The 21,702-nt window shown below is 71.0% G+C and carries 21 protein-coding genes; 16 read left to right on the top strand and 5 right to left on the bottom strand.

Translation table 11 applies throughout. The annotated features are described in order from the left end of the window. Positions 1-262: 262 nt before the first annotated feature. Positions 263-1,453, top strand: a complete 1,191-nt coding sequence (locus ABZ906_RS45860; protein ID WP_361199998.1) for a hypothetical protein — start codon at positions 263-265, stop codon at positions 1,451-1,453. Here the strand turns inward: ABZ906_RS45860 and rox are convergent. Further along, a complete protein-coding gene (rox, locus tag ABZ906_RS45855) occupies positions 1,446-2,921 on the bottom strand; it encodes a rifampin monooxygenase (RefSeq protein ID WP_361393259.1) in 1,476 nt (491 codons plus the stop codon). The two genes, ABZ906_RS45860 and rox, sit on opposite strands and share 8 nt — an antisense overlap. A 201-nt stretch (positions 2,922-3,122) precedes the next feature. Here rox and ABZ906_RS45850 point away from each other — a divergent pair, with 201 nt between their 5' ends. Next, the gene (locus ABZ906_RS45850) at positions 3,123-4,295 is read left to right on the top strand and encodes an acyl-CoA dehydrogenase family protein (protein WP_361393257.1); all 1,173 of its coding nucleotides are present in this window, start codon (positions 3,123-3,125) and stop codon (positions 4,293-4,295) included. A 50-nt stretch (positions 4,296-4,345) separates the two neighbouring features. On the opposite strand, the gene ABZ906_RS45845 is transcribed toward ABZ906_RS45850, so the two are convergent. Together ABZ906_RS45845 and ABZ906_RS45840 are read right to left on the bottom strand one after the other, a co-directional pair. Continuing rightward, positions 4,346-4,693, bottom strand: a complete 348-nt coding sequence (locus ABZ906_RS45845; RefSeq protein ID WP_361200007.1) for a VOC family protein — start codon at positions 4,691-4,693, stop codon at positions 4,346-4,348. Between the two features lie 65 nt (positions 4,694-4,758). Continuing rightward, a complete protein-coding gene (locus ABZ906_RS45840) occupies positions 4,759-5,400 on the bottom strand; it encodes a glyoxalase (protein ID WP_361393255.1) in 642 nt (213 codons plus the stop codon). A 236-nt stretch (positions 5,401-5,636) separates the two neighbouring features. On the opposite strand from ABZ906_RS45840, the gene ABZ906_RS45835 reads away from it, so the two are divergent. The 8 genes from ABZ906_RS45835 (at position 5,637) to ABZ906_RS45800 (ending at position 13,326) form a co-directional block, all read left to right on the top strand. Further along, positions 5,637-6,188, top strand: a complete 552-nt coding sequence (locus ABZ906_RS45835; protein WP_361393253.1) for a TerB family tellurite resistance protein — start codon at positions 5,637-5,639, stop codon at positions 6,186-6,188. A 217-nt stretch (positions 6,189-6,405) separates the two neighbouring features. Next, positions 6,406-7,536, top strand: coding sequence for an LLM class flavin-dependent oxidoreductase (locus tag ABZ906_RS45830; protein ID WP_361393251.1), 1,131 nt, complete (start codon positions 6,406-6,408; stop codon positions 7,534-7,536). After that, positions 7,533-8,540, top strand: coding sequence for an alpha/beta hydrolase (locus ABZ906_RS45825; RefSeq protein WP_361393249.1), 1,008 nt, complete (start codon positions 7,533-7,535; stop codon positions 8,538-8,540). Before ABZ906_RS45830 ends, ABZ906_RS45825 begins: the two co-directional genes overlap by 4 nt. An 81-nt stretch (positions 8,541-8,621) precedes the next feature. Beyond that, a complete protein-coding gene (locus tag ABZ906_RS45820) occupies positions 8,622-10,037 on the top strand; it encodes a DUF6421 family protein (protein WP_361200025.1) in 1,416 nt (471 codons plus the stop codon). A gap of 29 nt (positions 10,038-10,066) precedes the next feature. Beyond that, positions 10,067-10,807, top strand: a complete 741-nt coding sequence (locus tag ABZ906_RS45815; protein ID WP_361200028.1) for an SDR family NAD(P)-dependent oxidoreductase — start codon at positions 10,067-10,069, stop codon at positions 10,805-10,807. A gap of 29 nt (positions 10,808-10,836) precedes the next feature. Then, positions 10,837-11,907 (top strand): low specificity L-threonine aldolase, encoded by a 1,071-nt coding sequence (locus ABZ906_RS45810; protein WP_361393247.1) that lies wholly within the window; start codon positions 10,837-10,839, stop codon positions 11,905-11,907. Between the two features lie 87 nt (positions 11,908-11,994). Then, positions 11,995-12,591, top strand: a complete 597-nt coding sequence (locus tag ABZ906_RS45805) for a transglutaminase family protein (RefSeq protein WP_361393245.1) — start codon at positions 11,995-11,997, stop codon at positions 12,589-12,591. A gap of 27 nt (positions 12,592-12,618) precedes the next feature. Beyond that, complete coding sequence (locus ABZ906_RS45800; RefSeq protein ID WP_361393243.1) at positions 12,619-13,326, top strand: phenylalanine--tRNA ligase beta subunit-related protein; 708 nt, start codon at positions 12,619-12,621, stop codon at positions 13,324-13,326. Between the two features lie 5 nt (positions 13,327-13,331). On the opposite strand, the gene ABZ906_RS45795 is transcribed toward ABZ906_RS45800, so the two are convergent. Continuing rightward, on the bottom strand, positions 13,332-14,060 hold the full coding sequence (locus ABZ906_RS45795; protein ID WP_361200039.1) for a lysophospholipid acyltransferase family protein: 729 nt from the start codon (positions 14,058-14,060) through the stop codon (positions 13,332-13,334). A 203-nt stretch (positions 14,061-14,263) separates the two neighbouring features. On the opposite strand from ABZ906_RS45795, the gene ABZ906_RS45790 reads away from it, so the two are divergent. From ABZ906_RS45790 to ABZ906_RS45775, 4 genes are all read left to right on the top strand, one after another. Further along, the gene (locus ABZ906_RS45790; RefSeq protein ID WP_361393241.1) at positions 14,264-14,623 is read left to right on the top strand and encodes a thioredoxin family protein; all 360 of its coding nucleotides are present in this window, start codon (positions 14,264-14,266) and stop codon (positions 14,621-14,623) included. A 239-nt stretch (positions 14,624-14,862) separates the two neighbouring features. Continuing rightward, entirely contained in the window at positions 14,863-15,372 is a 510-nt protein-coding gene (locus tag ABZ906_RS45785) for a flavin reductase family protein (protein ID WP_361393239.1), read from the top strand. A 231-nt stretch (positions 15,373-15,603) separates the two neighbouring features. Continuing rightward, a complete protein-coding gene (locus ABZ906_RS45780; protein WP_361200048.1) occupies positions 15,604-16,389 on the top strand; it encodes an electron transfer flavoprotein subunit beta/FixA family protein in 786 nt (261 codons plus the stop codon). Positions 16,390-16,443: 54 nt separating this feature from the next. After that, positions 16,444-17,406, top strand: coding sequence for an electron transfer flavoprotein subunit alpha/FixB family protein (locus ABZ906_RS45775; RefSeq protein ID WP_361393237.1), 963 nt, complete (start codon positions 16,444-16,446; stop codon positions 17,404-17,406). 80 nt (positions 17,407-17,486) lie between these two features. Here the strand turns inward: ABZ906_RS45775 and ABZ906_RS45770 are convergent, their stop codons facing one another. Further along, the gene (locus tag ABZ906_RS45770) at positions 17,487-18,383 is read right to left on the bottom strand and encodes an endonuclease/exonuclease/phosphatase family protein (RefSeq protein ID WP_361183500.1); all 897 of its coding nucleotides are present in this window, start codon (positions 18,381-18,383) and stop codon (positions 17,487-17,489) included. A gap of 240 nt (positions 18,384-18,623) precedes the next feature. On the opposite strand from ABZ906_RS45770, the gene ABZ906_RS45765 reads away from it, so the two are divergent. Continuing rightward, positions 18,624-19,916, top strand: coding sequence for an aldolase/citrate lyase family protein (locus tag ABZ906_RS45765; protein WP_361393235.1), 1,293 nt, complete (start codon positions 18,624-18,626; stop codon positions 19,914-19,916). Positions 19,917-19,991: 75 nt separating this feature from the next. Further along, positions 19,992-21,695, top strand: coding sequence for a serine/threonine-protein kinase (locus ABZ906_RS45760; RefSeq protein WP_361393260.1), 1,704 nt, complete (start codon positions 19,992-19,994; stop codon positions 21,693-21,695). Positions 21,696-21,702: the final 7 nt, after the last annotated feature.

Raw genomic sequence — 21,702 nt, 5'->3', positions numbered from 1 at the left:
TGCGAATACCTCGCTCCGGAAGCCTTCCGCAGCACGTTCCTGTTGTAGTTGTCAAGCCCCGAGATATGCCCTGACCTGCGAAACGAATCCGGCGGCGGCCGCCGGCCCCGGCAGAGCCGTGCACGGCCTGCCTGAGCACGGCCCGTTTACCCGCCTTCCGCACCCCGACACCCCGCGATTTCACCGGGAAGCCGACAGTGCGGCCGCCGCTGATCGGCTTCCCGCTGCCGCGATCGGGGTGAGCAGCGGATACGGTGCTCTGGTGACTGATGGGGAGGGAACGGTGCCGGGGACCGCGCTGCTGATTGCGGCTGCGCCGGTCGGCAAGGCCCGTATGGTCGATGCGGCTTCCGTGCTGCCCGTACTCGCGGCGGTGTCGCCGGCGGTTCTCGCCGGTACCGCGACAGCGAGTGTCGTGGAGCTTGCGGACCCGCTCGACCCGCAGACAGTGCTCACCCGGCTGCGCGCCGCCGCGATGACGCCGGGGCCGTTGACGATCTATCTGGTCGGGCAGTTGCACCTCGACCGCCGCCAGCAGATGCAGCATGTGGCCCTCGCGCGGACCACGGCCGCGACGGTGCGCTACACCGGATTCCCCTGGCACTGGATCGCCCAGGAGCTGCGGCTGCGAAGGCCGGGCAGTACGACCGTCATCGCCGATCTGCACGCCGACACGGACAGCTGGCAGCAACTGGCGCAGCGGCCCCTGGACGTGGGGGCGGGCGTGGCCCTGTACGGGCGGGTCGCTCCGCCGTCCGGCCGGCGCGCGCGTGACGTGGCCGTGCCCGCGTACATGAAGGCCCTGGCGACCGTCCTGCGCAGCGGACACCGGCCGCCGCTGTCCGACCTGCACCAGCATGTCGCCGCCCAGGCGCTGGAGGAGGGCGCACCGGACATCGTGCTGTCCGTCGACCCCGCCGCCCCGCTCGGCGGCCCCGGCGGCGTACAGCACCGTGCGCCGGTCCCCGCCCAGCAGCAGGGCAGCGCCCCCGCCATGCCGCCCTCCGCCGCACCGCGCACCGACGGCGCCGATCCGCACGCGGCGATCACCCGGGCCGTGGAGGCGGGGCGGCACGGCGAGGCCGCGGCCATGGCCTCGGCGTGGGAGCAGGAGGCGCTGCGGACGTACGGGAGTTCGTCGCCCGAGGTGGTGCACTGGATGGAGGTCCGCGGGCATCTGGCGATCTTCGCCAAGGACCCGGTCCGCAGCTGCGAGATCTGGCTCGCGGTGGTCTCCACCAGGATCACGGCGGGCCAGGCCCCCGACGCCCCCGACGTCGAGGCCGCCGCGGACCTGGCCCACCACCAGTGGGAACAGGTCCGCGACCCGGACACGGTCCGCGAACTCGGCCCTGCCCTGGTGGCGTTGCGCCGCCGTGTGCCGGGCCGTCAGCGCGGCACGGTGAACCTCGTCCAGCAGCGCCTCGTGCAGTTCCACACGCAGGTCAGCTGAGGTCTTCGGCGTCGCCCGGTGCGCCGAACCACGTCGGCAGCACGCCGAGCAGCTCCTGCTGGTCGTCGCCGGCCCACGCCACGTGGCCGTCCGGCCGCAGGAGCACGGCAGGCACGTCCAGTTCCTCGCTGACGTCCACGACGTGGTCGACGCGGTCGGCCCAGCCGGCGACCGAGAGCCCGCCGGTCTGGTCGAGCAGGAGCCCGCGGCCCTCGTGCATCAGCCCGTAGAGACGGCCCCGCTTCAGCTCGATGTCCCGCATCCGGCGGCCGAGCAGTTCGTGGGCGTCACCCCCGTCCCCGCCGACGTCGTAGCGGACGTCGACCGCGGTGATCATCCCGGTCACGTACCGGTTCACCTCCTCGAAGTCCATCAGCCGGGAGAACAGCTCGCGCAGCGCGGTCGCCCCCGCATCGTTGCCGAGCAGCGTGATCTGCGCGCGGGTGTTGGCGATGACCCGGGCGCCCACCGGGTGCCGTTCGGAGTGATAGGTGTCGAGCAGCCCTTCCGGTGCCCGGCCGCCCACCGCCGCCGCCAGCTTCCAGCCGAGGTTGAACGCGTCCTGCACGCCGAGGTTGAGCCCCTGTCCGCCGGTCGGCGGGTGGATGTGCGCCGCGTCGCCGGCCAGGAACACCCGCCCGACGCGGTAGTGCTCGGCCTGCCGCGTCGCGTCGCCGAACCGGGAGAGCCAGCGCGGTGAGTGCACGCCGAAGTCGGTGCCCGCGTAGGCCCGCAGCTGCTGCTTGAAGTCGTCGAGGGTCGGCTCGGCCGTCCGGTCCTCGGCCACCCCGTCGGCGGGCACGACGACGCGGCAGACCCCGTCGTCGCCGGGCGGGGCGACACCGAACCGCAGGTGGGTCCTGCGGACCTCCTCGACGACGGCGGCGATCGTCGCCGGGTCCTCGGTCGTCTCCATCTCGCCGAGCAGCGTCTCGACGGTGGCGGGCTCGCCGGTGAATGCGACGCCGAGCAGCTTGCGCACGGTGCTGCGGCCGCCGTCGCACCCGACGAGATAGCGCGAGCGCAGCTGTGTGCCGTCCGCGAGCTCGACGGTCACCGCGCCGCCGTCCGCGCCCTCCCCGTCGTCCTGGCTCAGCCCGACCACTTCGCAGCCGCGCCGGATCTCGGTGCCGAGTTCGACGGCGCGCTCGTGGAGCAGCCGCTCGGTGGCCGGCTGCGGGGCGGCGACGCCGTACGGATGGGCCGTGTCCAGGCGGTCGGGCCACGGCTTGATGATGCCGCCGAAGAACCCGCCGACCTGGAACTTCTCATGGTCCGCGAGGAACCGGCCGAGGAGGCCGCGCTGGTCCATCACCTCGACGCTGCGCGTGTGCAGGCCCTGCCCGCGCGACTGCGCGGTCGGCTCCGTCAGCTTCTCCAGGACGACCACGTGCACGCCGTGGAGTCGCAGCTCGCTCGCCAGCATCAGGCCGGTGGGTCCGCCGCCGACAACGATCACATCAAACATTGTTCTCATTTCGCTGGGTTCCGGGCCGAGGATTTCGCCGGTTCCGGTCTGAGGGCGACGATTCTGCGACAGAGACCGGGCCTTGTGGCAAGGCCCCCCATGAGCTATATCTTGATGGTGGCAAGGAGTTCGCACACTCCTTGCCTTTGTCGTGTCCGGCCGCAGCCGGCGCTCGGCGCGCTCGACGAGGGGCGTCACCGCATGAGCACTCCCGACAGCCTGTCCGAGGACGAGCAGCTCGTCGTCCGTACGGTGCGGGACTTCGTCGACCGGGAGGTGAAGCCGGTCGTGCGGGAACTGGAGCACTCCGACACCTATCCCGAAGCGCTGATCGAGCAGATGAAGCGGCTCGGCGTCTTCGGTCTCGCCGTCCCCGCGGAGTACGGCGGCACACCGGTCTCCCTGCCCTGCTACGTCCTGGTCACCGAGGAGCTCTCCCGAGGCTGGATGAGCCTGGCCGGTGCGATGGGCGGCCACACCGTGGTCGCCAAGCTGCTGCTCCGCTTCGGTACGCGGGAACAGCGGCGCCGCTGGCTGCCGGGGCTTGCCACCGGTGAGATCCGGGCGACGATGGCGCTCACCGAGCCGGGCGGCGGCTCGGACCTCCAGGCCATGCGGACGACCGCGCGCCGGGCCGCGGGCGGGGAGGGATATGTCGTCGACGGGTCGAAGACCTGGATCACCAACTCCCGCCGGTCCGGCCTGATCGCCCTGCTGTGCAAGACCGACCCGGCCGCCGTACCCGCCCACCGGGGCATGTCGATCCTGCTGGTCGAGCACGGCCCCGGCCTGACGGTCTCGCGCGACCTGCCCAAGCTCGGCTACAAGGGGGTGGAGAGCTGCGAGCTGTCGTTCGACGGCTACCGGGCGCCGTCCGACGCCGTCCTCGGCGGGGTGGAGGGCAGGGGCTTCGCACAGATGATGAAGGGTCTGGAGACCGGGCGGCTCCAGGTCGCGGCGCGTGCGCTCGGCGTCGGCCGCGCCGCGTTCGAGGACTCCCTCGCCTACGCCCGGCAGCGCGAGGCCTTCGGCGAGCCGATCTGGAAGCACCAGTCGATCGGCAACTGCCTCGCGGACATGGCCACTTCACTGACCGCCGCCCGACAACTCACCCTGCACGCGGCCCGTCTGGCGGAGGCGGGCCGCCGCGTCGACATGGAGGCGGGCATGGCCAAACTCTTCGCCTCCGAGACGGCCATGCAGATCACCCTCAACGCCGTGCGCATCCACGGCGGTTACGGCTACTCGACCGAGTTCGACGTGGAGCGCTACTTCCGCGACGCCCCGCTGATGATCGTCGGCGAGGGCACGAACGAGATCCAGCGCAACGTCATCGCGCGCCAGTTGGTCGAGCGGGGAGGCCTGGACGGGTGAAGGTGCTCGCGATCACTGGTGGCTCACCACGTCACTGATGGCTCACCACGTCACCGATGGCTCACCACATTGACGACACGGCCGTTGGGGTCCCGTACGAAGAACCGCCGCACGCCCCACTCCTCGTCCTGCAAGGGATGCACGATCTCCGCGCCGCTCTTGTGCACCGCCGCGTAGACCGCGTCCACGTCCTCCACTTCCACGCTCATGTCGGGCACGACGGGCGCGGTGGCGTCGCGGCTCATGAAGGTGACCTGGGCCGTGGGGTTGGAGGGAGAACCGAGCGTCATGACCCAGCCGAGGTTCATGACCTCCTCGAATCCCAGGAGTCCGTAGAAGTCCCGGCTCTCCTCCATGGCCTCGGTCCGGATGTCGGGCATGGCGCGGCGGATGGACATGGGCGACTCCTGTCGGCGGGTGCGGCGGAACGTGCCCTGATTCTCGCTCAGCCGCCGATTGTCGCTCAGCGCACGGGCTCCCGCGCCACGGAGTCCCGCGCCACGGCCTCCCACGCGAACCCGTCCGGGTCGGTGAAGGTCCCGGCGTCACCGCCGATCGCGAGCCGGTGCGATCCCGTGCCGTCGGGCGACAGGCCCAGATCCTTGGCGAGGGCGCGGCGGCGGTACAGGGCCAGCTTGAAGGCGCTCGAACCGCTGTCGAACTCGCAGTACATGCGGCCGAAGCTCTTCGCGACGGAGAGTCCCTGATCCACGTAGAACCGCTTGCTCGCGGCCATGTCCTCGACGCCCAGCAGGAGCACCATCTCGTCGATCTTCCCGGTCGCGGGGCCGGTGTCCTTCTTCGCCGATGTCGCGACCTTCCAGGCCGTCCCGTCCGGGGCCTGTACGACACCGCCGTAGCCCCAGAGCGACTTCGCGGCGGGCTTCAGCGAGGTGGCGCCTCCGGCGAGGGCGGCGTCGACGAGGCTGTCGACGTCGGCGGGCCGGGACACGGTGAGGGCCAGCGTGAACCCCCGGAAGCCGGTGGAGGGCGCCTCCGACGCTCGCAGACGTATCTGCGAGCCCAGCCCGAAGGCCGAGGCGTAGAAGCTGCGGGCGGCCGCGGTGTCGGCCACGTCAAGGGTGACGGATTCGATGATTGCCATGCCTCACACGCTAGGCACCACACCCCACCCGAAGCTTCTTCATTCCTGACCGGTCCGGGCAGGCACTGGCCGCCAATCCCCATACCCCGCCCGCAGCACCTGTGGAATTGAGCGCGGCCCGTGACAGCGCCTGGAACGACAACAGGCTCCCGGAACTTCGCGGGGCGGGGAGGCGTTGGCTGGGTGACGTGCGGAGTGCGCGGATACGGAGCGAACAGGTAGCCGAGGTGGCACGGATGGCGATGTGGGACCGGATCAAGGACCAGGCCAAGGGGCTGCAGCAGCAGTCTCAGGGGTCGCGGAGCTCCGGCGGTCACGGAAGGCCGGGGTCAGGATCCGGAGGGGGGTCGAAGGCCCAGCTCGTGGGCGTGCTCAAGACCCAGCTCGCCTCACTCAAGACGGAGCTCAAGAGCGGTGCTTACCGCGACGCCAGCATGGCCATGTGCGCCCTGGTCGCGGCTGCGGACGGCTCGGTCGACCCCGCTGAGCGCCAGCACGTGGAGTCGCTGATCCTGCAGAACGACGTCCTGAAGAACTTCCCGCCCGAGCAGCTCCGGACGCGCTTCAACAAGCACGCCGACCAGCTGACGTTCAACTTCCAGCAGGGCAAGGCCGAGGCCATGCAGGAGATCGCCAAGGCGGCGAAGAAGCCGATGGAGGCCAAGGCGGTCGTACAGACCGGCTTCGTCGTCGCCGGCGCGGACGGGTACATCGCCCCGGCCGAGGAGCAGGTCCTGCGCGAAGCGTGCGCGACGCTCGGCGTATCGCCGCAGGAGTTCGGCCTCTGACCCGGGGGTGAGCAGACAGCCGGGGCCCGCACCAGGAGGTGCGGGCCCCGGCTGTTTCCGTGGGCCCGAACTCCGTACGCCCTCCCGCCTGACCGGACCGCACCGCCCCGGACAAGTGCCCCCGCGACAGCTCTTGCTACTTCGACACCTGACGACTAGTCATATGACTAATCGAAACAAGGGTCACGCGGCCACGGCTCAACTCCCTGGAGGGCACGTGAAGTTCTCCGTCATATTCGAAGCACAGCTCGCCGATCCCACGGTCGAGCGCGAGCACCAACTCATCCGGGACAGCGTCGAACAGGCCGTCCTGGCCGAGGAGATGGGCTTCGACCGCATCTGGGCGGTCGAACACCACTCCCTCAAGTGGTATGCCCACATGAGCGCCCCGGAGATCTTCCTGACCTGGGTCGCCGCCCGCACCAGCACCATCCGCATAGGCCACGGCGTGGTCTGCATGCCGTTCCGCTTCAACCACCCGGCGCGGGTCGCCGAGCGCGCCGCCATGCTCGACCTGCTCTCCGGCGGACGGCTCGACCTCGGGGCGGGGCGCGGCGGCACGCTCCAGGAGACATCGCTCTGCGGCGTCGACAAGGAACGTACGACCCAGGAGGTCGAAGAAGCGCTCCAGATCATCGGCAAGGCCTGGGCGAGCGACGAACTGGAGCACCACGGCCCGCTCCTGGACATCGACCCGCACCCCATCCTGCCCCGGCCCCACCAGACCCCGCACCCCCCGCTCTTCCTGGCCTGCAGCAGGACCGAAACCCTCAAGCAGGCCGCCGAACTCGGCATCGGCGCCCTGGTGATGGGCTTCGCGGGGCCCGAGTCGATCGCCGAGATGCGGGCGGCGTACGACACCGCGATCGCGTCCCGCAGCGACGCGCGCTTCGTCTCCGGTGTCATCAACGACCACTTCTCCGTGCTCTGCCCGACCATCGTGCTCGACGACCGGGAGACGGCCCGGAGCGTGGGCATCCGCGGGCAGCGGTTCTTCGCGCAGTCCATCGGCCACTGGTACGGCGGCGCGGGCATCCCCGACGAAGCCGTGGTCGAAGGCGCCGACGAGGCGGCCGCGATGCGGGAGGCCGCCGAGCAGGTCGTCGCGCGGCTGCATGAGCACAACATCCCCGTACGGCCCACCTCCACGGCCACCTTCAACGCCGAGCACGCCTACGGAACCGCCGACGACGCCATCGCCTACGTGGAACGCCTCCGCGACGCCGGGGCCGACGAGATCATGTGCCTCGTCCAGATGGGCACCGTCCCGCAGGAGGCCTGCATGGAGACCCTGCGGCAGTGGGGCGAGAAGGTCATCCCGTACTTCCGCGCCCAGGAATCCGGGTGACGGCCCCGGGGACGGACGGTGATCGCCTGGCCCCGCAGGCGCGCCCCCTCGTCGACGCGCTGAGCGCCGCCTTCCCCGACCTCGGCGGCACGGTCACGGACGCGGCCGAGGCCCGCCGCATCCTCGCCGCGCCCCCCGCGCAGGGCAAGACCGCACCCCCGGTGGGAGCGGTCCGGGACCGGACCGTCCCCGGCCCCGCGGGCGCCCCCGACCTGCCCGTACGCGTCTACCACCCGGAAGGGCCGAGGAGCCCTCGCCCCACCGTCGTCTTCTTCCACGGCGGCGGCTACACCCTCTGCGGCCTCGACACCCACGACGCCACGGCCCGCACCCTGTGCGCCGAGTCCGGCGCCGTCGTGGTCTCCGTCGCCTACCGCCTGGCCCCCGAGCACCGCTTCCCCGCCGCCGCCGAGGACGCGTACGCGGCGCTGTGCTGGGCCGCCGGGAGGGCCGGGGCCGGGGAGCTCGGCGGCGATCCGGGCGCCGTGGTGACGGCCGGGGACAGCAGCGGGGGAGGCCTGGCGACCGTCGCCGCCCTGATGGCACGGGACCGCGCGGGACCCGCCGTGGCGCTCCAGGTGCTGATCTACCCCGTGCTCGACGCGGGGCAGGACAGCGGCTCGTATACGTCGAACGCGACCGGCTACTTCCTCACCGCCGCGCACCTGCGCTGGTTCTGGCGGCAGTACCTCGGCCCGGACGGCGACGGCACCCACCCCTACGCCTCGCCCGCGACCGCGGACCTGTCCGCGCTGCCGCCCGCGCACATCGTGACCGCGGGCTGCGATCCCCTGTGCGACGAGGGCGAGGCCTACGCGGTCAAGCTGGGCCGTGCGGGGGTCCCGGTGACACGGGGGCACTATTCGGAGATGTTCCACGGCTTCCTGGGCTTCCCGCGGCTCCTGGACGATGCGCGGGCCGCGTTGGCAGATGTGGCAGAAGCGATCGCCTCAACGGTTACCGACAGGAAAATCGGCGGTGATGTTGGGGGTGTCACAGGATAATTTCCTGAGCCTCCTCTTGTGGTGGAGAACCTCGCCCGCATACGGTGTCCTCACGCGAGGTTCTCCCGTGGAGGTTGACAAGTGACGGAAATTCTTGTGCAGAGGGTTACGGAAGGGGCGGTTCCTCCCGCGAGCGGGGGTGCCCCCGTGGGAAGGGTCGTGGAGCACCCGGCTTGGCCGATGCTCAAGGACGCCGTGGAAGAGATCCGCCCGTGGCAGTCCGCGGACGGCTCGATCGACTTCGACGCGGAAGGCGCCCCGGCGAAGGCCGTGGCCGAACTCGCCGTCGACCGCGTGATATCCGGGATCGACCAGCTCGCCCCGCTCCTGCCGCACGACGCCGCGTACCACCAGGCGCTCGGCGCGGACCTGCGGCGCTGGGCCGACGACGGTTTCAAGGTGCCGGACTTCCTGGACTCGCTGCTGGCCTTCCAGCCCGCGGCCGACCGCCGGGACGGCCTGCAGCACCTCGTGGTCTTCCCCATGTACACGCAGAACGGCAATCCGGACCGCAATCTCGAAGCGGTCGTCCTGCGCATGGTCTGGCCCGACTGGCTGGCCGAGCTCGAGCGCACGCGCTACGACAACCCGCTGTTCTGCGGCATCACCTTCGAGGACTTCACCGCCGGGTACGACACGAACTCGGCCGTGCTCTTCCCGGAGACCATCGCCGTGCGCCAGGCCCCCGAGCGCTTCAGCTGGGGCGGCATCTTCTGTGACCGCGAGGCGGCCCGCTTCCGCCGCGTCACCGAGGCCTCCGTGGACATCCTCGGGCTCGAACTGCCCGACGACATCCGCGAGATGGTCGGCGACCAAGACCGCTGCCAGCAGGCGTTCGTCCTGTGGGACATGGTCCACGACCGCACCCACAGCCACGGCGACCTGCCCTTCGACCCCTTCATGATCAAGCAGCGCCAGCCGTTCTGGATGTACGGCCTCGAAGAGCTGCGCTGCGACCTCACCGCCTTCAAGGAGGCCGTGAAGCTGGAGGCCGAGGGCGTCCCGCAGGCGCGCGACGTGCAGTACGCCGTCCTCTTCGACCGCATGTTCCGCTTCCCGGTCACGGGCGACCGCGTCAAGAACTACGACGGGCTCGGCGGCCAGCTGCTCTTCGCGTACCTCCACAAGCACGACGTCGTCCGCTGGACCGACAACAAGCTCAAGATCGACTGGGAGCGCGCGCCGCAGGTCACCAACCAGCTGTGCGCCGAGATCGAGGAGCTCTACCGCGCGGGCATCGACCGCCCCAAGCTCGTGCACTGGTTCGCCGCGTACGACCTGGTCTCCCAGTACCTCGCCCCGCACCCGGGATCGCGCTGGGCCAAGGGCCCGGACGCCCTGGATGTGCAGCTTCCGCCCCGAAAACTGGTCGACGACGTGCTTCCGGACGAGTTTCCGCTCAGCATGTTCTATGAGGCGCTCTCCAAGAAGCTCAAGAACGTGATCGCCTCTACGAAGGGGATCACCGCCAAGGGCGCCGAGCAGGTCGCCGCGTGAGCAACCGCACCACCAAGGAGGCGAGGACGATGTCCGCACTCGATGGAGCCGTGGTCGCGGTCGCGGGGGCAGCCGGTCCGGCGGGCCGTGCCACGCTGCTGAGGCTCGCCGAGGCCGGTGCCACGGTCGTGGCGTCCGACGCCGACGCGGCGCGCCTCGCGGAGGCCGTGGACGCGGCGAGGTACGCGCACGGCGGGGCCACCGTCATAGGCGACACGGTCGATCTGCTCGACCCGGCAGCGGCCCGCGAGTGGGCCACCCGCACGGAGAAGGAGTTCGGGCGGATCGACGGCCTGGTCCACCTCGTCGGCGGCTGGCGCGGCAGTGCCACCTTCGCCGAGACCGACCTCGCCGACTGGGACCTGCTCGAAAAGCTCCTGATCCGCACGGTGCAGCACACCTCGCTCGCCTTCCAGGACGGCCTCCAGCGCAGTGACCGCGGCCGCTATCTCCTGATCAGCGCGGCCGGCGCCTCCAAGCCGACCGCGGGCAACGCGGCGTACTCCGCGTCGAAGGCCGCCGCCGAGGCCTGGACCCTGGCCCTCGGTGACGCCTTCCGCAAGGCGGGGGGCGAGAAGGGCCCGACATCGGCGGCTGCCATCCTGGTGGTCAAGGCGCTGGTGCACGACGCGATGCGCGCGGAGCGGCCCAACGCGAAGTTCGCGGGCTTCACGGACGTCACGGAGCTGGCCGATGCCATCGCCGGAGTCTGGGAGCGGCCCGCCGGAGAAGTGAACGGAACCCGCCTGTGGCTGACCGAGAAGCCGTGACCGCTCGCGACACCCGTGACAGAGAGGCCGTGAACCCTCCGAAGACCGACGCGCGCCGCCATCACGACCCGGAGATACGGGGGTTCGCGAGCGACAACTACGCGGGCGCCCACCCGGAGGTGCTCGCCGCCATCGCTCTGGCCAACGGCGGTCACCAGATCGCGTACGGCGAGGACGACTACACGGCCAACCTCCAGCAGGTCATCCGGGGCCACTTCGGCCCCACGGCCGAGGCGTTCCCGGTCTTCAACGGCACGGGCGCCAACGTCGTCGCGCTCCAGGCGATCACCGACCGCTGGGGCGCGGTGATCTGCGCCGAGTCCGCGCACATCCACGTGGACGAGGGCGGCGCCCCCGAGCGCATGGGCGGCCTCAAGCTGCTCACGGTGCCCACGCCCGACGGCAAGCTGACCCCCGAGCTGATCGACAAGCAGGCGTTCGGCTGGGACGACGAGCACCGGGCGATGCCGCAGGTCGTCTCGATCGCGCAGAACACCGAACTGGGCACGCTCTACACGCCCGACGAGATCCGCGCCATCTGCGACCACGCGCACGCGCTCGGCATGAAGGTGCACCTCGACGGCTCACGCATATCGAACGCCGCCGCGTCCCTGGACGTCCCCATGCGGACGTTCACGAACGCGGTCGGCGTGGACATCCTGTCCCTGGGCGGCACGAAGAACGGCGCGCTCTTCGGGGAGGCCGTCGTCGTCATCAACCAGGACGCCGTCAAGCACATGAAGCACCTGCGCAAGCTGTCCATGCAGCTCGCCTCCAAGATGCGCTTCGTTTCGGTGCAGTTGGAGGCCCTGCTCGCCAAGGATCTGTGGCTGCGCAACGCACGGCACGCGAACGAGATGGCGCAGCGCCTCGCGGAGGGCGTGCGCGCCGTCCACGGCGTGGAGATCCTCTACCCGGTGCAGGCCAACGCCGTCTTCGCGCGGCTGCCGCACGACGTGAGCGAGCGGCTGCAGAAGCAGTACCGCTTCTACTTCTGGGACGAGGCGGCGGGTGACGTCCGCTGGATGTGCGCGTTCGACACGCGCGAGGAGGACGTGGACGGGTTCGTCGCGGCCCTCAAGGAGGAGATGGCGCGCTAGCCGTCCCCCTACTGATTACCGCATAGGTATGCGGTCGACCGTAAATGCATTGCATCGCGGTCGGCCGCGTTCCTATGCTCCCGTGCCATGCACCTGATCCAGGAAAACCCTGACCTGTCGGCGTACTTGGCCGCCGACGACGTGGTCGACCACCATCATCCGCTGGTCCGCGAGACGGTGGCCGGTCTTGCAAAGTCATCCGCCGATACGTACGCCTACGCCCGGGCCGCCTTCGAGTTCGTGCGCGACGCCATCCCGCACTCGCAGGACGCGGGCCGCACGGAGGTCACCTGGCGCGCCTCCGACGTCCTGCGGGAGCGCACCGGCATCTGCACCGCCAAGTCCCACGCCCTGGCCGCCCTGCTGCGCGCCGAGGACATCCCGACGGCGTTCTGCTATCAGCGGCTGCGGGACGACAACACCAGCGGCTACTCCCTGCACGGCCTGGTCGCCGTGCGCCTCGACGGCGCCTGGCACCGGCAGGACGCGCGCGGGAACATCCCGGCCGGGGTCGACGCACAGTTCAGCCTCGGCGAGGAGCGGCTGGCCTGGCCCGTGGATCCAGAGTCCAATGAAGTGGACTATCCGGTCCTGTACGCTGAACCGAGTCCAGTGGTGGTCCGCGTACTCAAGGAAGCCCGCGACCGGCGGCACCTCTGGCAGATCTACCCCTCGGAACTGTGACGCACGAACTGTGAGGCACGACGGACCATGACCATCGACCTGACCGTCTCCGACGAGGTCCGCGCCCTCGCGCCCGGCTTCACCCACGTAGCCGTCGAGGCCTTCGGGCTCGTCAACGGACCCAGCACCGACGCGACCTCGCACCTCCTCGACGAGGCCGCGCGCCGCCTCGCCGAGCGGCTGGAGGGCCGCGCCTCGCACGAGGACCCGCACATGGCGGCCTGGCGCGCGACGTACACCGCCTTCGGCGCGAAGCCCTCGCGTACGCGCAACTCCGCCGAGGCGCTCGCCAAGCGCGCCCTCGCTGACGGCGGACTGCCGCGCATCAACACCCTCGTCGACGTCTACAACGCGATCAGCGTGGCCCACCTGATCCCGGTCGGCGGCGAGGATCTGGACCACATCAAGGGCGGCATGCGCCTGGTGCGGGCCACCGGCACCGAGGACTTCGTGACCATGGCGGGGGGCGAGCGGACCGTCGAGCACCCGGACGCGGGCGAGGTCGTCTGGTGCGACGACGAGGGAGTCACCTGCCGCCGCTGGAACTGGCGCCAGGGGCCGCGCACCCGCCTCACGGAGGAGTCCGTCAACGCCATCTTCCTGCTGGAGGGGATGGGGCCGGACTCCGGGGCCGAGGCCGCGGGCGACGAGCTGGCCGAGCTCATCGAAAAGTTCAGCCCCGGCGCGCGGCTCACCGTCCACGCGCCGGAGCGGGCGTCCGAACGCCCGGAGTAATCGATTCAGCTCGCCTCGGCGGCCTTCACCTCGGCCGGAGTCGGCGCGGTGCCGCCGAGGTGCGCCGGCATCCACCACGTGTCGTCCGGGCCCTTGGGGCGTACGGGATAGGCGCGCTGGGCGGCCTCGAGGAGCTCCTGGCAGCGCTCGCGCAGGCGCCGGGTGATCGCTCCCGCGAACTGGTCCGCGGGAGCCTCCATCGGCTCGCCGACCCGGATCGTGATGGGGGTGTGGCTGCGCTTGAAGTTGCGCGGCTGCCCCTTGGTCCACAGCCGCTGCGTGCCCCACAGCGCCATCGGGACCAGCGGGACCCCGGCCTCCTGCGCCAGGCGCGCGGCGCCCGACTTGAAGCTCTTCAGCGTGAACGACGGGGAGATCGTCGCCTCGGGGAAAACACCGATGATCTCACCGGAGCGCAGCGAGTCGAGCGCGTGCTGGTAGGCGGTCTCGCCCTGCTTGCGGTCGACGGGGATGTGCTTCATCCCGCGCATCAGCGGACCGGAGATCTTGTGCCGGAACACCGACTCCTTGGCCATGAAGCGCACGAGCCGCTTCTGCGGCAGGGCCGCGAGGCCGTCGAAGATGAAGTCGAGATAGCTGATGTGGTTGCTGACAAGGACCGCACCGCCGGTGCGAGGGATGTTCTCCGACCCCTTGCAGTCGATCTTCAGGTCCCAGGCCTTGAACAGCGTTTTGGCGGCACCGATGACCGGACGGTAGACAAGCTCTGCCATGGGTGGGGAGGGCCCTTCGTGTCTGCCTTGGGAGGGGGCTCCCGGCGGGAAGTTACGCAGCCGTAGGTTTTTCGGCGTTGCGCAGATCGTGCCCCAAGAACGGACGGCTGACCACCCATAGTGCCCGGCGGGCGCGAGATTCTCGTCACGTTGGGAATGTCCGCGAGCGCGCGGACGCTGAAGACGGGGACAGTTGGATCATCATGCCGGGGCGGGAGGCTGACGTGCGGATACGTGACGCGGGGGACCGCATCGACCCTTCGGGCTACGGTACTTGGGAGGGCCGCGAACTGGGCCGGCGCGCCACGCTCGTGCAGTTCTCCAGCGCCTTCTGCCAGCCTTGCCGGGCCACCCGCAGAGTTCTCTCCGAGGTGGCCGCGATCGTGCCCGGTGTCTCACATATGGAGATCGACGCCGAGGCCGAGCTCGATCTCGTACGGGAACTGGACATCCTCAAGACACCGACGGTCCTGGTGCTCGACGCGGAAGGACGGACCGTGCTGCGCGCGACCGGGCAGCCGCGCAAGGCCGACGTGATCGCCGCGCTCGGCAGGGCCGTGTGAGGAGCGGGGCATGGGGGAGGAGGGCGTCATGACACCGGTCCAGGGCCTGGCGAGGCATCTTTCACATCGCGGAACGGACTTGACTGCACCCGCCACCTATCGCCAGCCTGCTCCCATGCCTCCGGAGCTCCTTCTCTACGAGCGCGTCCACGTGGACCTCGCCCGTCATGCGAGTGCGCGCTGTCCGGGCTGCTGAGCAGCCACGGAACCGCTCGTACCTCCTGCAGAAGGACAAATCCATGACGGCAACGCCCGATCTCCGCACTCCTCAGCTCGCATCCCCCGACCTCCTGCGCTCCGTCTTCCGGCAGCACGCGGCGGGGGTCGCGGTGATCACCGCGCAGGGCCCCGCAGGACCCGTGGGTTTCACCGCCACCTCGCTCGTCTCGGTCTCCGCCGAACCGCCCATGCTCTCGTTCGGCATCGGTACGGGTGCCTCCAGCTGGCCCGCGGTCTCGGAGGCGGAGCATGTCGGCGTCCACATACTCGGCGAGCACCAGCTCGACCTCGCATCGACCTTCGCGCGCAGCGGCGCCGACCGCTTCGGCGCGGGCACGCGCTGGTACGAGGGGCCCGAGGGTGTCCCGGTGCTCGACGGCACGCTCGCCTGGCTGGTCTGCAGGGTCGCGGCACGGGTGCCCGCAGGTGACCACCGGATCGTCCTCGCGGAGGCCGTGGTGGGCGACCCCGCGGGCGTGGGACGACCGCTGCTCTACCACCAAGGTCGCTTCAACGCGCTGCGCGACTGAAAGTTCCCGTACGACCCTCTCCGCGCCCGATTACAGAGCGTTGGGAAGGTCACAGTTCAAAGCGCTTGCTTAGTGGGAACGCAATAGGTGTACTGGCGAGTAATATTCTGGTCGGAGCGCGGGCCGCCCCGACCGGGATCCGCCCCTTCAGGCGCCTATGCTGCCTGCAGGAAGGCAGTGGCCAGAGCCAAGGCAGCAGCCCAGTAAAGACGATGCAGTAGGAGAGCCGGCGTGAGCTTGAGGATCGTTGTCACCGTGAAGTACGTGCCCGACGCCACCGGCGACCGGCACTTCGCCGATGACCTGACCGTGGACCGGGATGACGTCGATGGCCTGCTGTCGGAGCTGGACGAGTATGCGGTCGAGCAGGCGTTGCAGATCGCGGACGAGGCGGATGACGCGGAGATCACCGTGTTGACGGTGGGTCCGGAGGACGCCAAGGACGCGCTGCGCAAGGCGCTGTCGATGGGTGCGGACAAGGCCATCCACGTGGAGGACGAGGACCTGCACGGCACCGATGCGCTGGGCACCTCGCTGGTCCTTGCCAAGGCGATCGAGAAGGCCGGCTACGACCTGGTGATCTCGGGGATGGCGTCCACCGACGGCACCATGGGCATCGTGCCGGCCCTGCTGGCCGAGCGCCTGGGCGTCCCGCAGGTGACCCTGCTGTCCGAGGTATCGGTGGCCGACGGGAAGGTGACGGGCCGCCGGGACGGCGACACCGCCTCCGAGCAGCTGGAGGCCGCGCTGCCCGCGGTGGTGTCGGTGACCGACCAGTCGGGCGAGGCCCGCTACCCCTCCTTCAAGGGCATCATGGCCGCCAAGAAGAAGCCGGTCGAGGCCTGGGACCTCTCCGATCTGGACCTGGAGGCCGGCCAGGTGGGCCTGGAGGGTGCCTGGACGACGGTCGATGCGGCCACCGAGCGGCCCGCGCGCAGTGCGGGCACGATCGTCAAGGACGAGGGCGAGGGCGGCAAGCAGCTCGCCGAGTTCCTCGCGGGCCAGAAGTTCATCTGAGCCCCGCCGCCCCCCTCATCTCGCTTCCTCGTCTCTGCAAAGGATTGAAGTCCCATGGCTGAAGTTCTGGTCTACGTCGACCACGTGGACGGTGCCGTCCGCAAGCCCACCCTGGAGCTGCTCACGCTGGCCCGCCGGATCGGCGAGCCGGTGGCCGTCGCGCTGGGCAGCGGCGCCGCCGACACCGCCGGCGCGCTGGCCGAGCACGGCGCGGTCAAGGTCCTCACCAGCGAGGCCGCCGAGTTCGCCGACTACCTGGTGGTGCCGAAGGTGGACGCGCTGCAGGCCGCCTACGACGCGGTCTCGCCGGCCGCGGTGCTGGTGCCCTCCTCCGCGGAGGGCAAGGAGATCGCCGCCCGCCTGGCGGTGCGGATCGGCTCGGGCATCATCACCGACGCCGTCGACCTGGAAGCGGGCGACGAGGGCCCGGTGGCCACGCAGTCGGCGTTCGCCGCCTCCTACACCACCAAGTCCCGCATCACCACCGGCACCCCGGTCATCACCGTCAAGCCCAACAGCGCGGCGGTGGAGGCCGCCCCGGCCGCCGGTGCGGTCCAGGCCCTTGAGGTGTCCTTCTCCGCGCAGGCCACCGGCACGAAGGTGACCGCGCGCACGCCGCGCGAGTCGACCGGGCGTCCGGAGCTGACCGAGGCCGCCATCGTGGTCTCCGGCGGCCGCGGCGTGAACGGCGCGGAGAACTTCCACCTCATCGAGTCCCTCGCCGACTCGCTGGGCGCGGCGGTGGGCGCCTCGCGCGCCGCGGTGGACGCGGGCTGGTACCCGCACTCCAACCAGGTCGGCCAGACCGGCAAGAGTGTCTCCCCGCAGCTGTACATCGCCTCGGGCATCTCCGGCGCGATCCAGCACCGGGCGGGCATGCAGACCTCCAAGACGATCGTGGCCATCAACAAGGACGCCGAGGCCCCGATCTTCGAACTGGTCGACTACGGCGTGGTCGGCGACCTCTTCGACGTCGTCCCCGCCCTCACCGACGAGGTCAACACCCGCAAGGGCTGACCCGCTTCAGGCAGAACGAGGCCTTCGCCACCCGCACACAGCGGGGGCGAAGGCCTCGCCGTGTCACGGGCGCAGTCGCGTCACAGCGTCAGCGAGGCCTGCACCGGCAGATGGTCGCTGGGGAACTGGCCGCCCTGCGAGAAGGTGTTGATGGCCGCCGAGTGGACCCGCACGCCGGGCGTCGCCAGGATCCAGTCGATCCGGTCGCCGTCCGGCGTCAGCGGCTTGTAGCCGTGGAAGGTGGCGTACGCCTTGCTGCGCTCGTCCGCCGCGTCCCAGGTGTCGACGAGCCCGGCGCCCAGCATCGTGTCGTAGACCGGGTTCTTGTGGGCCGCGACGTTGAAGTCACCCGTGACCAGGAGCGGCAGGGACGAGTCGAGGGCGGCGATCCGCTCGGAGATCAGCCGCGCGGCACGCGCGCGTGCGTTCTGGCTCGCGTTGTCCAGGTGGGTGTTCAGGACGTACAACTCCGTGTCCGTGCGCAGGTCGTGGAAGCGGACCCGGGTGACCATGCGGATGGAGCCGCCGCCCCACGTGTTCGATCCGATGACGTCCGGGGTGTCGGAGAGCCAGAAGTGGTCGTACTCGACCGGCGCGAGTCTGCGGGTGTCGTAGAAGACGGTCATGAACTCGTCGCGGCTGCCGCCGGCCCGGCCGGTGCCGATCCAGTCGTAGTGTGCGCCCAGGTCCTCGGCGATGTCCCGCACCTGCTGGTAGAGGCCTTCCTGGGTGCCGATGACATGGGGGCGCGCCCGGCGGAGGAGTTCCCGGGTCACCGGGCGGCGGTCGGCCCAGGTGTGGGGCGGCGTGGTGCTCGCGTAGCGGAGGTTGAACGACATGATCTCCAGGCGGCGCCCCGCCCGCTCCACTGCACGCGCGGGGGATGCGGCCAGCGCGGTGGTGAACAAGGGCACTGCCGCCGCGGCGAGCGCGGTCTGCAGGCCCAGGCGGCGCGTTACTCGGGTGTCGTTCGGCACGCGGTCTCCTTCGATGGGTGACGGTCAGGATGAGGTGCGGGCACGCGAGTGCGGAAGCAGGATCTGAGACACGGGTGAACGGACGGGGTCCGGCAGACGAGAGGGTGTTGACCAGCGGGAAGGTCGCCGGATAACTTCGCTATGCGGATTCTCGATTCCGTGAAGCGGAAGTTCATCTGGCTTTTGAGTAATCCTGAATGGTCCAGAGTGTGTGGTCCCGAGCGTGTGGAGGGTGCAGGAATGGGTCAGCAAGAGAAGGTGGCAACGAGTCTCGCGGGCGCGGTCAGCGAGGGCATCAGCGCTTCCCTCGCCCCGGTGGACGCGGAGCTCGAGCGCCGCTACCCCGGAGACCCGGGCACCCGCCAGCCGGTCCACACCGTGTACGTCCCCGGTGAGCTCTTCGGTGCCGACACCATCCGCACCTGGGGCGACCAGGCCCTGAAGGCCCTCGACGAGCACGCCCCGGACGCGGCCTCCTTCGCGGCCGTCCTGGGCCTCGCCGACGACCTCGCCGTGCCGGTCTACGACCGCGTACGCGCCAAGCTCCAGCGCGAGCCCGTCGAGGACCTGCGCATCGACTTCGAGGACGGCTACAAGGGCGCGGACGAGGACCAGGACGCCGCCCGCGCGGCCCGCCTCGTCGCCGAGGCCTACAAGAACGGCACCGCCGCCCCGTACATGGGCATCCGCATGAAGTGCTTCGAGGAGAACGTGCGCGACCGCGCCATCCGCACCCTCGACATCTTCCTGTCCGGCCTCATGGAAGCGGGCGGCCTGCCGGAAGGCCTCGTCCTGACGCTGCCCAAGGTCACCTACCCCGAGCAGGTCACCGCGATGGTGCGCCTCCTGGAGGAGTTCGAGAAGGCGCGCGGCCTGGAGCGGGGCCGGATCGGCTTCGAGATCCAGATCGAGACCAGCCAGTCCATCCTGGCCGCCGACGGCACCGCCACCGTGGCCCGCATGATCGACGCCGCCGAGGGCCGCGCCACGGGCCTGCACTACGGCACCTTCGACTACAGCGCCTGCCTCGGTGTCAGCGCCGCCTACCAGACCAGCGACCACCCGGCCGCCGACCACGCCAAGGCGATCATGCAGGTCGCGGCGGCGGGCACCGGCGTACGCGTATCGGACGGCTCCACGAACGTTCTGCCCGTCGGCACCACCGAGAAGGTCCACGACGCCTGGCGGCTGCACTACGGCCTCACGCGCCGCGCCCTGGCCCGCGCCTACTACCAGGGCTGGGACATGCACCCCGGCCACATCCCCACGCGCTACGCGGCCGTGTTCGCCTTCTACCGCGAGGGCTTCGAGCAGGCCGCCGCGCGCCTGTCCGCGTACGCGGCCCACCGCGAGGGCGGCGACGTGGCGGACGAGCCGGCATCGGCCAAGGCGCTCGCCGGGTACCTCCTGCGCGGCCTGGACTGCGGCGCCCTCGACGCCGGCGAGGTCACCCGCCTCACCGGACTGACGCTGGCCCGCCTGCAGTACTTCTCGGGCCCGCGCCGCGGCGACCTCACGCCCTCCGCCAAGTAACTCCGGACACGCGCCGTCACTCCTGCCCCGTAGTCTGTGGGCCACGCACAGTGGTGTCACAGGAACGGGGCAGTGGTGACTTCGGGGGACCAGGAACAGACGGGCGGTGTCGGCCGGCTGCTCGCCGGGCGCTACCGCGTGGCGGCGCAGCTCGGGCGCGGCGGCATGGGGGTGGTCTGGCGCGCCGTCGACGAGGTGCTCGGCCGCGAGGTCGCCGTCAAGGAACTGCGGACCTACACGGACGCGGCAGCCCCCGAACTGGCCGACCTGCGCGTACGGATGCAGCGCGAGGCCCGCGCCGCGGCCCGGGTGCGCCATCCCGGAGTCGTCGCCGTGCACGACGTGGCGGAGGTCGACGGGCGGCCCCTGATCGTCATGGAACTGGTCGAAGGGCCGTCCCTGGACGACGTGCTGCGCGAGCGCGGCACCCTGGACCCCCGCGAGGCGGCGGCCATCGGCGCCAAGGTGATGGACGCGCTCGCCGCCGCCCACCGCGCCGGTGTCCTGCACCGCGACGTCAAGCCCGGCAACATTCTCCTGGAGACCGGCGGCCGCGTCGTCCTGACCGACTTCGGCATCGCCACGATGGACGACCCCGGCGACGGCTCCGCCACCCACCTCACGCGCAGCGGCGAACTGGTCGGCTCCCTGGACTACTTGGCGCCCGAGCGCGCACAGGGCCAGGACCCGGGCCCCGCGTCCGACGTCTGGGCCCTCGGCGCCACGCTGTACGCGGCCGTCGAGGGAGCGTCCCCCTTCCGCCGTACGTCGACGTGGTCCACGCTCACCGCGATCGTCACCGACCCGCTGCCCGAGCCGCAGCGGGCGGGCCCGTTGATCCCGGTGCTGCGGCAGCTGATGCACAAGGACCCGCAGGCACGGCCGGACGCGGCGCAGGGGGCGCTGCTCCTGGCCGACGCCGCGGCCGGTGCGGTGACGGCGGCGGCGCACGGGCCCGCGCCCCGGCCGCGGGAGGCCACGGAGCGGAGCATCCCGAGCGGGCCGCCGCCGGGGTTCGGACCGCCGCCCTCCGGCGGGGCCGTGCCCTCGGGTCCCGCGGCGCCCGCCACGCCCCCCGAGCGGCGACCGCGCCGCGGCCGGGTGCTGCTCGCGGCGGCGGCCGTCGCCGTCGTCCTCGCGGCCACCGGCATCACCGTCACCCTCCTCGGCGACCAGGGGGACGGCGGCAGCCAGGCCAAGCGGCCCGCGTCCTCCGGGGGCGCCGCCGAGCCGGACGACGGAAGCAGCCGCGGCGCCCTCGACGGCGCGGACGGTTCCAAGCCCTCGAAGCAGGGCGACGAGAAGTCCCGCAAGCCGGAAGGGGAGGACTCCTCCGGCAAGGACAGGGGCAAGGGCGAGGCGGAGGACAAGGACGACACCGGGTCCGACGGCAAACCGGAGACCCGCCCCAAGCCCTCCTCCGAGCCGACCGAGGACGACGGCAGGACAGGCGGCGGCTCCGGCGGAGCGTCCGGCGGCGACGATCCCGCCCCCGAACCCGCCTGCCACGCCGCGGGCGGCGGCAAGTACGACTGCTCGGTCTGGCGTACCTCCACGTCGTACACCGCTTCGGGCGCCGAAGCGGGCGTACTGAACGCGGGCACGAACTACTTCTACTGCCAGCAGAACCTCGGCCGCCGCGAGACGCACGGCGAGTGGACGAACGTCTGGTGGGCCAAGACGGACGACGACAGCGGCAACAGAGACGTCTTCATCAGCGACGTCTACATCAAGGGCGGAGACAACGACGAACCGCTGCCCGGCCTCCCGGTCTGCTGAGCGCCGA

This window comes from Streptomyces sp. NPDC046925, from assembly GCF_040644915.1.
Lineage (GTDB): Bacteria > Actinomycetota > Actinomycetes > Streptomycetales > Streptomycetaceae > Streptomyces.
Note: the sequence above shows the minus strand (reverse complement) of the source record. Positions and strands in the feature narration are given on the sequence as shown.

Bases quoted from the DNA above. Each gene is read 5' to 3' on its own strand.
- rox (WP_361393259.1), bottom strand. From the start codon at position 2,921: ATGTTTGATGTGATCGTTGTCGGCGGCGGACCCACCGGCCTGATGCTG.
- ABZ906_RS45850 (WP_361393257.1), top strand. From the start codon at position 3,123: ATGAGCACTCCCGACAGCCTGTCCGAGGACGAGCAGCTCGTCGTCCGT.
- ABZ906_RS45845 (WP_361200007.1), bottom strand. From the start codon at position 4,693: ATGTCCATCCGCCGCGCCATGCCCGACATCCGGACCGAGGCCATGGAG.
- ABZ906_RS45840 (WP_361393255.1), bottom strand. From the start codon at position 5,400: ATGGCAATCATCGAATCCGTCACCCTTGACGTGGCCGACACCGCGGCC.
- ABZ906_RS45835 (WP_361393253.1), top strand. From the start codon at position 5,637: ATGGCGATGTGGGACCGGATCAAGGACCAGGCCAAGGGGCTGCAGCAG.
- ABZ906_RS45815 (WP_361200028.1), top strand. From the start codon at position 10,067: ATGTCCGCACTCGATGGAGCCGTGGTCGCGGTCGCGGGGGCAGCCGGT.
- ABZ906_RS45805 (WP_361393245.1), top strand. From the start codon at position 11,995: ATGCACCTGATCCAGGAAAACCCTGACCTGTCGGCGTACTTGGCCGCC.
- ABZ906_RS45800 (WP_361393243.1), top strand. From the start codon at position 12,619: ATGACCATCGACCTGACCGTCTCCGACGAGGTCCGCGCCCTCGCGCCC.
- ABZ906_RS45795 (WP_361200039.1), bottom strand. From the start codon at position 14,060: ATGGCAGAGCTTGTCTACCGTCCGGTCATCGGTGCCGCCAAAACGCTG.
- ABZ906_RS45790 (WP_361393241.1), top strand. From the start codon at position 14,264: ATGCCGGGGCGGGAGGCTGACGTGCGGATACGTGACGCGGGGGACCGC.
- ABZ906_RS45785 (WP_361393239.1), top strand. From the start codon at position 14,863: ATGACGGCAACGCCCGATCTCCGCACTCCTCAGCTCGCATCCCCCGAC.
- ABZ906_RS45775 (WP_361393237.1), top strand. From the start codon at position 16,444: ATGGCTGAAGTTCTGGTCTACGTCGACCACGTGGACGGTGCCGTCCGC.
- ABZ906_RS45765 (WP_361393235.1), top strand. From the start codon at position 18,624: ATGGGTCAGCAAGAGAAGGTGGCAACGAGTCTCGCGGGCGCGGTCAGC.